This window comes from Spirabiliibacterium pneumoniae (assembly GCF_014884995.1).
Classification (GTDB): Bacteria; Pseudomonadota; Gammaproteobacteria; order Enterobacterales; family Pasteurellaceae; genus Spirabiliibacterium; species Spirabiliibacterium pneumoniae.
The window spans coordinates 25,159-37,991 of the sequence record NZ_JABMII010000013.1 but is presented as its reverse complement, the minus strand read 5'-3'; the positions used below and the strand labels follow the sequence as shown (position 1 = coordinate 37,991).

The following is a 12,833-nucleotide window of genomic DNA, read 5'->3' as shown; positions in this document are numbered from 1 at the left end:
TCACTGTTTTCCTTCAATTTTATCCCATAATTGCGTGCGTAATTTGTCTTGCCACTCGTGAGCCAATATGCTCAGCACTGCGGAGTTGCGGCGGGTGCCGTCGGGGGCTTGCACGTTTTCACGCAACACCCCTTCCAATGTGCAGCCAATGCTTTTCATGGCGTTTAGGCTCACCTCATTGCGGGCATCGGCATAAAAGGTCACCCGCGCGGCTTGCAGTTGGCAAAATGCATACTCCAACATCAAAAATTTTATGCGTTTATTAATGCTCGACCCGCGCACGTTTTCATGCAGCCATGTGTAGCCAATAGCAAGGCTTTGTCGTGCGGGATCAATCTCATAAAAACGGGTACTGCCAACCACCTCGCCTGTTTCACACAGCTCGACAACAAACGGATACGCCGTACCCTTTTCCTTAGTGGCAAGTGCGGTTTGGATATAATCACACATCGCCTGCTCACTTTGCGCAGGGTTGGCAAGAGAATAACGCCATGTGTTTGGGCAATCTTTTGCAATGCGCATAAACGCCTCGAAATCCTGCCCTCTCAGTGGGCGCAACCGCACTTTGTTATCACTTAAAATGACGGGTGTATCGAAATTTTGATGCATAATCGTCCTTTTCATTCACTTTCCATCAAAGTGCGGCTTGAACCGAATGGCTAAACAAAAAACGTGCCATTGGCCACTTCAATCACATTGCCACCCACCCAGATGGTATGTTCCCTGTCCACCGTTAACGACAGCCTGTTGGGGCGGTTAATCACATCGCCTTGAGCAATTTGCCACGTCAGTGGCGTGCGTTGGTGTTTAATGGCCCAACCACCAAGATTCGCCGCCGCAGAGCCTGTGCCAGGGTCTTCCAACACCGCGCCGTGTTGCGCAAAAAACAGGCGCGATATCACCTCCCCTTGGCTTTCGTGCCACACATAAAGCGCATGGCAGGCGAAGTGCGACAAGAAAAGTGCGGTTGCAATTCGGCACGCATTAACCGCTTTGGCGCTGCTTAATTGCACTAAGGTTTGCGCGGTGCCCGTGTTCACGTTGACCACATCACCAACAATATCATCAGGCACTAACCCCAGCATATCCGCCATTTGCGCTGACGAAATGGCACTTGGTGTAACGCAAATTGAGTTGCGCAAGCCAAAGGTGACTTGTGCCTTTTGATGCACAATCTCCACCAATCCCGCTTGCGTTTCCAGCTGATACTGTGTCGGCAAATTTAACCGTTGGTGCAACACAAAAGCTGCGCCCAATGTCGGGTGCCCAGCAAAGGGCAATGCGTACTCGGGGGTAAAAATCGCCAATTTCTTGACCGCACTTTGGCTCTCTGCCTGCTGCACAAACACCGTTTCCGATAAATTAAATTGCCGCGCAATGAGCTGCATGGTCGCGTCATCCAGCCCCTCTGCTTCAGGGAACACCGCTAACGGATTGCCGCCGAAATGGCTCGTTGCAAAAACATTGACGATAACATAGGCGTAAGTCTGCATAGGCTTCCTCTATTATGCGGCTGACCGCACTTTGCAGTCAGTACCGCACCACATAGCTGGCCGCGGTGTGGGTGTGGCGTAGCCTGTCCATTTCGTGGATAAATTTATCAAATAAGCCGCCCAAATCGTGTGGACCAGGGCTGGCCTCAGGGTGCCCTTGGAATGAAAACGCCGATTGTGTGGTCAGCGCCAGCCCTTGCACGGAGTTGTCAAATAACGAGCGGTGGGTGATGCGCACATTCTCTGGCAAGCTGGTTTCGTCCACTTCAAAGCCGTGATTTTGGCTGGAGATAAACACCTGTTGGCTGTCAAGATCTTGCACAGGGTGATTCGCACCGTGGTGGCCAAATGTCATTTTGCGCGTTTTGCCGCCCATTGCCAGCGCCAACAATTGATGCCCAAGGCAAATCCCAAAGAGCGGTTTTTTGCTGTGTAATAAGGTTTTAATATTCTCAATAGCATAATCACACGGCTCAGGGTCGCCTGGGCCATTGGAGAGAAAAATGCCGTCAGGGTTATAGGCTAGCACGGTTTGCGCAGGCGTTTGTGCGGGCACAACGGTAATGCGGCAGCCCCGTTCGGCGAGCATGCGCAAAATATTGTGTTTCACACCAAAGTCATAGGCTACCACATGGAACTGTGCGCCTAAAGGTTGTTTGAAACCTTGCCCCAGCGCCCATTGGCCTTGCGTCCATTCATACGGTTTTGCGCAGCTAACCTCTTTTGCCAAATCTTTCCCCGCCATCGACCCAAAAGCTTTCGCCAGCTCGAGCGCTTTTTGCCCATCAATATCGCAGGTCATAATGCAGCCCGCTTGGGCGCCTTTATCACGCAGTTTGCGAGTGAGCGCGCGGGTATCAATATCCGCAATCGCCACCACTTTGTTGGCTTGCAAATACTCGCTTAAGCTTTGTGTCGCGCGGAAGTTGCTGTGCGTCAGCGGCAAATCGCGGATGATCAAGCCACTGGCATACACCTGGTTGGATTCGGTGTCTTCGTCGTTGGTGCCAGTGTTGCCAATGTGCGGATAGGTTAAGGTGACAAGTTGCTTGGTGTAGGAAGGATCGGTGAGAATTTCTTGATAGCCCGTCATGGCGGTATTGAACACCACCTCGCCCACGCTTACGCCAAGATGACCAATGGCCGTGCCGTGGAACACCGTTCCATCAGCCAGCACTAAAATAGCAGGTTTAGACATAACGCTCTCCCTGAATGGTGTTGTGGTTGTGTGTCAAGAGCAAAGCCCTAGGCCCAACGCATCGAGTTCAGGTCGAAACGGCTACAACTGTAGCAAAATTGAGCAAATCATTGTAATGGACAACATTACAGAATTCAAGCCTTGCTGTGATTTAAATTTTTATTCACAATATTGAATTATTATGCTTAACATTTGGGTAACATGCAAGTATAAATCACGCTAAAATTTTCTGCTGTGCTTTGCGCGCAAACTTGCTAAAATAACCACACTAATCAAAAGAGGTGATAGATGTTTTTGTCGAAATTCAAATGGCTCTGCGCCAGTGTGCTGATGACGCTTGCGCTAGCGAGCTGCTCGTCACAAATTGACCCAGTCACTGGCGAGCGACCAGACCCACTGGAAAGCTTCAACCGCACAATGTGGGATTTCAACTACAAAGTAGCTGACCCGTATTTGCTCAAGCCCGTCGCGCAAGGCTGGAAAAACCATGTGCCAAAACCGCTAACCACCGCGCTGACCAACGCAGCAAACAACCTTGATGAGCCCGCCAGCTTTGTCAACCGACTGCTTGAAGGCGAGTTCCAAAAAGCAATGGTGCATTTCAACCGTTTTTGGATCAACTCGATTTTCGGCCTGTTCGGCTTTATGGACATCGCCAGCGCAAGCGAGCCACTGCAAATCACGGGCAACCGCACTTTTGGTGACACGCTCGGCACCTGGGGCGTAGGCAGTGGTCCTTATGTGATGCTGCCGCTTTATGGGCCAGCCACGCCGCGTCAAGATCTCGGGCGCTTGGTGGATTACACCTATCCAACACTGTCGATGCTCGGACCGTGGTCTTGGTTAAAAACGGGCATTCAAGCCATCGACACCCGTGCTAAATTGCTCAGCCAAGATGCTGTGCTCGAGCGCTCACAAGACCCATACTTAACCGTGCGTGAGGCCTATTTCCAAAACTTGGAATTTAAAATTCACGACGGCAAAAGCGCACAAGACGCTCAAGAACAACTCTCAAACGATGTAATAAACGACGTAGATTAAGAAGGATTAATACATGGAAATCACCCTGACCCAACGCCTGATTTTAGTCAATCAATACGAATTGATGGCATTATTAGACCAAAACAACGCCGAAAAATATAAACGTATGCAACGCATTATTCAAGGCGGCTACAAACTGGAAATGAAAGAATTATATAAAGATTTCAGTGAGTTAAGTGAAGAAGAATGCAACACTGTGCGCGCTACCCTGGAAATGTATCAAGCCTTGCAAGTCTCCTACAACAACCTTGCAGATAAAGGCGATTTAACCGCACACCGCTTGAAGTTCCTAGGCTATTGCGGCATTCGTGAGAAAAAATACCTCAACTACCTCGGCTTTGTAGCGCAAACGGACAAAAACTTCCGCGAATTGGTGCAATGCCCGAACGGCTGCGACGCACAAACACCTATGTGGGATAAATATGTGAAAATGCTCGACGCATGGAATCAATGCCCACGCAAATTCCACTTAAGCCTTGCAGAAATTAAACAAGTATTGAATGCCTAATATGCAAAGTGCGGTTATCTTACCGCACTTTTATTGATTTAAAGCGCGTTGATAAGTGCCTGCACCATGTGCGAAGATTGCTTGGCAGCAAGCGGTAAAAATTCATCGAACGACAGGTGAGAGATTTTGTCGGCCACATCGGAAATCGCGCGAATCACGATAAACGGCGTGCCGAAAGCGTGGCAAACTTGCGCGATCGCCGCCGCTTCCATTTCCACCGCAATCGCATCAGGGAAATCTGCTTTGATACGCGCAATTTGCGCCTCGCCATTGCAAAACATATCGCCACTGCAAATCAGCCCACGCACCGCACTTTGCCCTTGCTCGCGCAACACGCGCTCACTGAGCGCAAGCAGTTTTTCATCGCTGTCAAAACGCGCAGGGTTGGCTGGCAATTGCCCTGCGGCGTACCCAAATGCGGTGACATCCACATCGTGGTGCGCTGTTTGAGTTGAAATCACCACATCGCCCACATTTAGGCGCGGGTCGATGCCGCCAGCCGAGCCTGTATTGATCACCACGCTCGGTTGTGCTTTCAGTAAAAGTGCGGTCGTGGCCATGGCAGCCGCCACTTTACCAATGCCTGATTGCACCAGCGCCACGTGTTTTTCACCTAATATGCCTTGATAAAGGGTACTGTTGCCAATATTTTCTTGCTGCACATTGTGCATGGCGCTTAATAAAATCTCAATTTCTTGCGCCATCGCGCCGATAATTGCAATGCTCATTACTTTTGCTCTGTTTTACGATTTAAAATATGGGAAATAAGATAATCTAATACGGCAAACGTGTAGTCATCATTATATAATGTGCTGCGTGTAAGCACATACTCGCCATTAATCACCACAAACGGCACAGTAAATACGCCATAACGCTCTGAGCGCTCAACAGCTTGTTTAGCCTGTTCAACAATAAGATCAGAGCGTAACATCGTTAAAAAGGCGTCAGGTGAAATATCATGCTCAACAAGCCAATAATACAGATTTTTGGCATCCACCAATGAGGTTTTACCTTGATTCACGGCGCTATCAAAAATCAGTAACTCCGCTAAATCGCGTTTATCCATTGCCACCAAGCCGTTGAACACATTGGCACTAAAAAGTGCGGTGCTGAGCGCCACAGGATAAACATTAAGCACAACTTGCTCATCGTGCAGGCGTTGATACAAAATCAAATTATCATACGCGGTCGAGCAATACGGACATTCGTATGTAAAAAAAAGGCTAATCTCAATGCGATCATCACCCGCTTTGGGTTCAAGTGCTATCGGGTCTTTGTAAGAGAAAAAATCTTTGCCATCTTTAAACACCACACCTTTGGCTGGCTGGCTTGACGGAGTTTGCGCAGGCTGCGCAACCGCACTTTGCTCATTGACCGCACTTTCACCCTTTGCCTCGCCAGATGGCACAGCCGCAAGTACCCCCCCCATCAGGCAGGTGGTTAAAATAACAATGCGAGCGATATGGCTGAAAATGTTCATGGGGCGTTCCTGTTGTACAATCGGATCTATTCTAGCGCATTTTACAGCGGTTGTAGAGTATCAACGATCAATTGCAAATTCCGTCTCCCTTGATATTCATTAATATCCAAACGATAAACTAAACGTGCACGTTTAATGGAAAAATCAGGGTAAAGTTGCGGATCAACATTAAACGCAATCGCATCAAACAGTTGGTTGCTCACCGCTGGCTGAACCAGCATTTTTAGGTGTCGCCCCGCCAGCAGCCGCTGTTGTAAGAGGATAAATTCACCGTCAAACAGCGGTTCAGGAAAGGCCTGCCCCCACGGACCTGCCGCTTGCAGTTTTTCGGCGGTTTCAAGGCAGAAGTCTGCTGCGCTCAGCTCGCCGTCAGTCCAGATCACAGAGATCAACTGTTCTGGTGTTAAAAGTGCAGTCACGGTTTGGTTCAACGCGTGTTGAAAATCATCAAAACGGGCTTGGCGAATGCTCAACCCTGCCGCCATAGCGTGCCCGCCAAATTGTAAAATCATATCGGGGTGCGTTTGATCAATGCGCTCAAGCACATCGCGCATATGAATGCCTTCAATCGAGCGTGCAGAGCCTTTTAAAATACCCTCTTGATCTTGCGTGAATGCCACCACGGGGCGATGAAAATGATCCTTAATGCGTGAAGCCAAAATCCCCAGCACACCTTGGTGCCAGTCTTCTTGATACAACGCCAGCGCCATCGGCAAATTATCCAGGGCGCTTAAGCGCTCACACACCACCATCGCCTCTTGTTTCATGCCTTGCTCGATGCTTTTACGGGTTTGGTTGAGATCATCAAGATCTTGCGCGAGGCTACGCGCGTGCGCCATGTCATCACTGAGCAGCAGCTCTACGCCAACACTCATATTATCCAGCCGCCCTGCAGCATTAAGCCGTGGGGCAATCGCAAAACCCAAATCACTGGCTGTGAGGCTTGCAAGGTTGCGCTTAGCCACTTCCACCAGTGCTTTGATGCCCATGCAACAATGTCCTGCTTGAATGCGCTGTAACCCTTGAAAAGCCAAAGTGCGGTTATTTTTGTCCAACGGCACCACATCCGCAATCGTACCGAGCGCGACCAAATCGAGTAAATCGGCAAAATTGGGGACGCGCTGCCCATCAAATGCGCCTTGTGTTCGCAATGCACTGCGCAGCGCCAACATCACATAGAAGGTGACGCCAACGCCAGCGAGCGATTTTGAAGGAAATGGACAATCGGTCAAATTCGGGTTAACAATCGCATCCGCTGCAGGCAACGTCTCTGGCGGAAGATGATGGTCGGTTATCAGCACCGAAATACCGTGAGCTTTGCACCACGCCACGCCGTCAAGCGACGACACGCCGTTATCCACGGTGATAAGCAAATCCACGCCCTTATCAAATGCCATTTTGGCAACGGCCACACTCAAGCCGTAACCTTGCTCAAAGCGGTTAGGCACCAAATAATCCACATGGGCAAAGCCAAGCATACGCAGCGCACGTACCGCCAAGGCGGTAGAAGTGGCGCCATCGGCATCGAAATCCCCCACAATTACAACGCGAGATTGTGCTAAAAGTGCGGTTTTAAGCAACTCGACCGCACTTTCAATACCCGTGAGCGCATGGGGTGGCAAAAGCGACGGCAAAGTGCGGTCAAGCGCGTCGTCGCAGGTGACGCCACGGCTAGTGTAAATCCGATTAAGCAAAGGGTCATCACAAACAGTATGCTGCGATGGCGTGCGACGTTGAATGCGTTTATTCACGGTGATCCTTAAAAATAAACCCTGCGATGCAGGGTTTGGTCATTAATGCTCGCTGTCTAATGCTTTAAGTAACTCTTTTGGCTTTAAATACCCGCCCAGCACGGTGCCAGTGTCGGTGACAATCGTCGGCGTGCCTTGTACGCCATATTGCAAACCGAGTGCGTATTGCTTCGCCACCACATTCGCTTTCACTAAATTTTTCGGCAGCTCGCCATTTTCCGCTTTATTTAAGGCTTCATTACGATCTTTAGCCACCCAAATAGCTTCCATTTGTTGCGCCGATTTTGCACTCAAGCCACCGCGTGGAAAGGCTAAGAAACGTACGGTGATACCCAAATCGTTATACTCTTTAATCTGTTGAAACAACAAATGACAGTAATGGCAGGTAATATCCATAAATACGGTTACGACGTATTTCTGCTGCTTAGCTGGATAAACAATCATGTCCTTTTCCATCGCATTTAGTTTACCGAGCAACAATTTTTCTTTGAGATTTTCAAAATCGCCATTCGGCTTAATTTTAATCAGATCCCCTTGCAGCACATAATCGCCATTTTCGCTGACATAAAACACACCTTGATCAGTAATCGCCGCTTTAATGCCCGCCAACGGTGTGGCTTGAATATCAATGTTGGTCATGCCCAGATTGGTCAGCTTATTTTCAAGTTCTCCAGCTAACGCTGAGGTTGCTGCAATACTCACAGCTAATGCAAGCGCTAATTTTTTCATGCAATATCCTTATTTTCGTCCAATTTCGTCAGTCACCTGACCATAAATCATCAACGTGAACACCACTGTGCCACCCAAAATATTCCCAAGTGCGGTCGGACCTAAAAAGGTAACAAAATAGTCATACAAATTCGCCTGTCCTTGCATCACTAAATAGGCCATTTCCGCCGAGCCCACCACAACGTGAGTGAAATCACCTAAGGCAATCAAATAGATAAAGAAAAAGATCATGGCAAATTTGCCGTTGCCCACCGTTGGCATCATCCACACAATCGAGGCAATCAAAATGCCTGCTGGAATGCCGCGGAAAATATTATCACTCACCGACATATGCGCCACATGCTGCGCAATTTCGTTCATCGCCTGCACAAACTCAGGGTTGAACACATGATGATTTTGCAAGAAAAATGCTGCGATTGCCGTACCAACCAGATTGGCAGCAAACACTGTAATCCACAACTTCGATACTGCAATGATCTTTTTTAGACTCAATGGGTTAAATAATGGCACCACAGTGGTAATCGTATTTTCTGTAAACAGCTGCATGCGCCCCAAAATCACCAGCAAAAATCCTACCGTGTATCCCATATTGCTAATCAAGGGAGACCAAATAACATCTGGCATGTAGGCTGTGAATACCGCCTTGAAAATAAAGGAAAATGTGATTACAAGCCCAGCAGTGATGCCAGAAAATACCAACGCTTTGGTCGGGCGGGACAGCTCTTCAATCCCATCTTGGCGAATAATTTCATATAGCAAACGCGGGCTTAAACGCTCGTGTTCTTCTACCGCCATACGATCGCGGTAGGACAATTTACTGTTGCTTAACTCTGATTTCATATTGCTCCTACTATCAGGGTTGTCATTGCATTTCAAAAAAGTGCGCAAACTATAGCACAACTTCGTCCAAAATTAAAAAGTTTAGTATTTTACTCAGTTAAATTTCATCTATCAAAAAAAATGAATTTAGCTTATAATTATCCCCTTATGATCCCTGATAAACTGTTAATTATGTTTGAAATAAACCCAATTAAAAACCAAATAAAAGACATCAGCGAACGCACTCGTGTCCTTCGGGGGTATCTTTGACTTTGATGTCAAAGTCGAACGCCTAGAAGAGGTCAACGCTGAGCTAGAGCTGCCCGATGTGTGGAACACGCCTGAAAAAGCGCAAGCACTCGGCAAAGAGCGGGCGAGTTTAGAGAGTGTAGTTAATACCATTAAACAGCTCGAACAGGGGCTGGAGGATGTAGACGGCTTATTAGAACTCGCCATCGAGGCCGATGATGAAGAAACATTCAACGAGGCTGTCACAGAACTGGCACAGTTAGAGCAACAGATCGCAAAGCTCGAATTTCGCCGAATGTTCAGTGGCGAGCAAGACGCAAGCGATTGCTATGTGGATTTGCAAGCAGGTTCTGGTGGTACTGAGGCGCAAGATTGGACGGAAATGCTGCTGAGGATGTATCTGCGCTGGGCAGAAAGCAAAGGCTTTAAAACTGAGCTAATGGAAGCCTCCGATGGCGATGTTGCAGGCATTAAATCGGCCACTATTAAAATCAGTGGTGAATACGCTTTTGGTTGGCTGCGCACCGAAACAGGCATTCATCGCCTCGTGCGCAAAAGCCCGTTTGATTCCAACAACCGCCGCCACACCTCGTTTAGCGCGGTGTTTGTCTACCCTGAAGTGGACGACAATATCGACATTGAGATCAATCCAGCCGACTTGCGCATTGATGTTTATCGCGCCTCAGGAGCAGGTGGTCAGCACGTTAACCGAACCGAAAGTGCGGTGCGCATCACCCACTTACCGAGTGGCATTGTGGTGCAGTGTCAAAACGACCGCTCACAACACAAAAATAAAGATCAGTGTATGAAGCAGCTCAAAGCCAAACTCTATGAAATGGAGCTACAAAAGCAAAATGCCGAAAAACAAGCCCTTGAGGACAGCAAATCCGACATCGGCTGGGGCAGCCAAATTCGCTCTTATGTGCTTGACGATGCACGGATTAAAGATCTGCGCACAGGCGTTGAAAATCGCAACACCCAAGCCGTACTCGATGGCGATTTAGACAAATTTATCGAAGCCAGCCTTAAGGCTGGGTTGTAACCGAAAAGTGCGGTTCGCCGCCACAAGATTCAGGACAAAATGATGACAGACCAACATTCAGAATTAGACCTCAACGGCGAGATGTTAGCGCGCCGTGAAAAATTAAACCAATTACGAAGCCTAGGCAACGCATTTCCGAACACCTTCCGCCGCGACAGTTTGGCAGCCGATCTCCATGCGCAATATGAGCAAGAAGACGGTGAAAAACTAAAAGAAAGTGCGGTTGACGTGGCCGTTGCGGGGCGTGTGATGACACGACGCAAAATGGGTAAAGCCAGCTTTGTGACGCTTTCTGATATGAGTGGCAAAATCCAGCTCTATATCGCTCGCGACACTTTGCCTGAAGGGCAATATGCTGACTTTATGGCGATGCTCGATTTAGGCGATATTATGGGCGCAAAAGGCACACTCTTTAAAACTAAAACAGGCGAGCTGACTGTGCGTTGCTCAGCCGTTGAATTGCTCACCAAAGCCTTGCGCCCACTGCCAGATAAATTCCACGGCCTTGCCGACCAAGAAATGCGCTATCGCCAGCGTTATCTTGATCTGATCAGCAACGAGCAATCTCGCCGCACCTTTATGATCCGCTCCAAAGTGATTGCAGGTATTCGCAACTACTTCACCAGCAAAGGCTTTATGGAAGTCGAAACCCCGATGCTGCAAGTGATCCCAGGCGGTGCGTCGGCGCGTCCGTTTATCACTCACCATAATGCGCTCGATATTGATATGTATCTGCGCATCGCCCCTGAACTGTTTTTAAAACGCTTAGTGGTTGGCGGTTTCGAGCGGGTGTTTGAATTAAATCGCAATTTCCGCAATGAAGGCGTTTCAGTGCGCCACAACCCAGAATTTACGATGTTGGAATACTACCAAGCTTATGCTGACTATCACGATTTAATGGACAACACCGAAGAGCTGTTGCGCCAATTGGCACTGGACATTCTCGGCACAACCATCGTCCCTTATGGCGAGTATGAATTCGACTTCGGCAAGCCGTTTGAGCGCATCACCATGCACGATGCCGTGCTGAAATATGGGGCGGAAAAAGGCATTGTGAAAGATGATTTATATGACCTCGAACGCGCCAAAGCTGTGGCAGAAAAATTAGGCATTGAGGTGCAAAAATCCTGGGGCTTGGGCAGCCTGGTCAATGCAATCTTCGAAGAAGTGGCGGAACATCACTTAATTCAACCGACCTTCTTAATGGCACACCCTGCGGAAATTTCACCACTGGCTCGTCGCAACGACGACAACCCAGAGGTCACCGACCGCTTTGAACTCTTTATCGGCGGTCGCGAAATCGGCAACGGCTTCTCCGAGCTGAACGATGCCGAAGATCAAAATGCCCGTTTTGATGCCCAAGTGGCCGCCAAAGAGGCAGGCGACGATGAAGCCATGTTCAAAGATGAAGACTTCGTAGTCGCCCTTGAGCACGGTCTGCCACCAACCGCAGGCGAAGGCCTAGGCATCGACCGTCTCGCTATGCTCTTTGCCAACGCTCCATCGATTCGCGATGTCATTTTGTTCCCAGCGATGAAGCATAAAGCCTAAAATCAAAGTGCGGTCAGTCGCAGTGATGATAAAGCCTAGCGTTAAGCTAGGCTTTTTGTGCTTACAAAGTCTTGGCAAATTGTTTGATGAGTGCTTTAAAATCTATGCCGAGTTTTGGGTGTTGTACGCCGTATTCGAGGATGGCTTGGAGGTAGCCGAGTTTATCGCCACAATCGAACGTGCGGCCAGTCATGTAAAAGGCCTCGACGGGCTCTTTTTCGATCAGCATGTCCACCGCATCGGTGAGTTGGATTTCATCGCCCACACCAACAGGGGTTTTGGCTAGTAACGCCCAAATGCTCTCTGAGAAGACGTAGCGGCCAACAACCGAAAGATTAGACGGCGCTTTTTCAGGGGCGGGTTTTTCCACAATGTTGCGGATGACCGCACTTTGTTGCTGTTCGTTTAAGGTTTCGCCTGCGCAATCAACAATGCCGTAGTTGCTCACTTCATCATCCGCTACGGGGGCAACCATGATCTGACTGGCATGGGTTTGCTCAAAGCGTTTTATCATCGCCGCTAAGTTTTCTGTGGCTTGATCAGCGGTGAAATCCGCCAAAATCACATCAGGCAGCACCACAGCAAAAGGCTCATCGCCCACTAGCGGCTTGGCGCACAGCACGGCGTGGCCGAGACCTTTGGCGTAACCTTGACGCACGTGCATAATGGTAACATCGTGCGGAATAATTGACCGCACCTCATCAAGCAATTGACGTTTGACGCGCTTTTCAAGTATGGATTCAAGTTCATAGGAGGTATCAAAATGGTTTTCAATTGAATTTTTTGATGAGTGCGTTACTAAAATAATTTCTTTAATACCCGCTTTAACACATTCTGTCACCACATATTGAATCAATGGCTTATCCACAATAGTTAACATTTCTTTGGGAATGGCTTTGGTGGCAGGCAACATACGTGTGCCCAGACCAGCTACAGGAATAATCGCTTTCATTGTCAATCCTTTTTGATCAC

General features: G+C 48.7%; 13 protein-coding genes. 4 read left to right on the top strand and 9 right to left on the bottom strand.

All coding sequences use genetic code 11. The features are described from left to right. The 3 genes from HPC38_RS08880 to carA are packed head-to-tail and all read right to left on the bottom strand — an operon-like array spanning position 1 to position 2,691. Positions 1-609 (bottom strand): GNAT family N-acetyltransferase, encoded by a 609-nt coding sequence (locus HPC38_RS08880; protein ID WP_208120941.1) that lies wholly within the window; start codon positions 607-609, stop codon positions 1-3. 50 nt (positions 610-659) lie between these two features. Beyond that, positions 660-1,493, bottom strand: a complete 834-nt coding sequence (locus tag HPC38_RS08875; RefSeq protein ID WP_208120940.1) for a PhzF family phenazine biosynthesis protein — start codon at positions 1,491-1,493, stop codon at positions 660-662. A gap of 37 nt (positions 1,494-1,530) precedes the next feature. Then, positions 1,531-2,691 carry a glutamine-hydrolyzing carbamoyl-phosphate synthase small subunit gene (carA, locus tag HPC38_RS08870; protein ID WP_208120939.1) on the bottom strand — a complete coding sequence of 387 codons (1,161 nt, stop codon included), beginning with the start codon at positions 2,689-2,691 and terminating at the stop codon, positions 1,531-1,533. A gap of 294 nt (positions 2,692-2,985) precedes the next feature. On the opposite strand from carA, the gene HPC38_RS08865 reads away from it, so the two are divergent. Both HPC38_RS08865 and HPC38_RS08860 read left to right on the top strand, forming a co-directional pair. After that, positions 2,986-3,732, top strand: coding sequence for an MlaA family lipoprotein (locus HPC38_RS08865; protein ID WP_408021851.1), 747 nt, complete (start codon positions 2,986-2,988; stop codon positions 3,730-3,732). 13 nt (positions 3,733-3,745) lie between these two features. Beyond that, positions 3,746-4,240 (top strand): YfbU family protein, encoded by a 495-nt coding sequence (locus HPC38_RS08860; RefSeq protein WP_208120937.1) that lies wholly within the window; start codon positions 3,746-3,748, stop codon positions 4,238-4,240. A 38-nt stretch (positions 4,241-4,278) separates the two neighbouring features. Here the strand turns inward: HPC38_RS08860 and mtnN are convergent, their stop codons facing one another. From mtnN to HPC38_RS08835, 5 genes are read right to left on the bottom strand one after another with little or no spacing between them, the layout of a single operon-like run. Then, positions 4,279-4,968, bottom strand: coding sequence for a 5'-methylthioadenosine/S-adenosylhomocysteine nucleosidase (gene mtnN / locus HPC38_RS08855; RefSeq protein ID WP_208120936.1), 690 nt, complete (start codon positions 4,966-4,968; stop codon positions 4,279-4,281). Then, positions 4,968-5,720 (bottom strand): thioredoxin domain-containing protein, encoded by a 753-nt coding sequence (locus HPC38_RS08850; protein ID WP_208120935.1) that lies wholly within the window; start codon positions 5,718-5,720, stop codon positions 4,968-4,970. Before HPC38_RS08850 ends, mtnN begins: the two co-directional genes overlap by 1 nt. Before the next feature lie 41 nt (positions 5,721-5,761). Further along, complete coding sequence (recJ, locus tag HPC38_RS08845; RefSeq protein ID WP_208120934.1) at positions 5,762-7,471, bottom strand: single-stranded-DNA-specific exonuclease RecJ; 1,710 nt, start codon at positions 7,469-7,471, stop codon at positions 5,762-5,764. Between the two features lie 42 nt (positions 7,472-7,513). Continuing rightward, positions 7,514-8,200 (bottom strand): bifunctional protein-disulfide isomerase/oxidoreductase DsbC, encoded by a 687-nt coding sequence (gene dsbC / locus HPC38_RS08840; protein ID WP_208120933.1) that lies wholly within the window; start codon positions 8,198-8,200, stop codon positions 7,514-7,516. A 9-nt stretch (positions 8,201-8,209) separates the two neighbouring features. Continuing rightward, positions 8,210-9,040: a formate/nitrite transporter family protein gene (locus HPC38_RS08835; protein WP_208120932.1), complete on the bottom strand. Its 831-nt coding sequence runs from the start codon at positions 9,038-9,040 to the stop codon at positions 8,210-8,212. Between the two features lie 171 nt (positions 9,041-9,211). On the opposite strand from HPC38_RS08835, the gene prfB reads away from it, so the two are divergent. Together prfB and lysS are read left to right on the top strand one after the other, a co-directional pair. Continuing rightward, positions 9,212-10,310, top strand: a protein-coding gene (prfB, locus tag HPC38_RS08830; protein ID WP_208120931.1) for a peptide chain release factor 2 whose coding sequence is annotated in 2 segments (ribosomal slippage) — positions 9,212-9,286 and positions 9,288-10,310 — 1,098 coding nt in all. Because the reading frame shifts where the segments join, the coding sequence is not laid out codon by codon here. Between the two features lie 42 nt (positions 10,311-10,352). Then, positions 10,353-11,861, top strand: coding sequence for a lysine--tRNA ligase (gene lysS / locus HPC38_RS08825; protein ID WP_208120930.1), 1,509 nt, complete (start codon positions 10,353-10,355; stop codon positions 11,859-11,861). 61 nt (positions 11,862-11,922) lie between these two features. Here lysS and galU read toward each other — a convergent pair whose 3' ends face one another. Beyond that, positions 11,923-12,813: a UTP--glucose-1-phosphate uridylyltransferase GalU gene (gene galU / locus HPC38_RS08820; RefSeq protein ID WP_208120929.1), complete on the bottom strand. Its 891-nt coding sequence runs from the start codon at positions 12,811-12,813 to the stop codon at positions 11,923-11,925. Positions 12,814-12,833 lie beyond the last annotated feature (20 nt).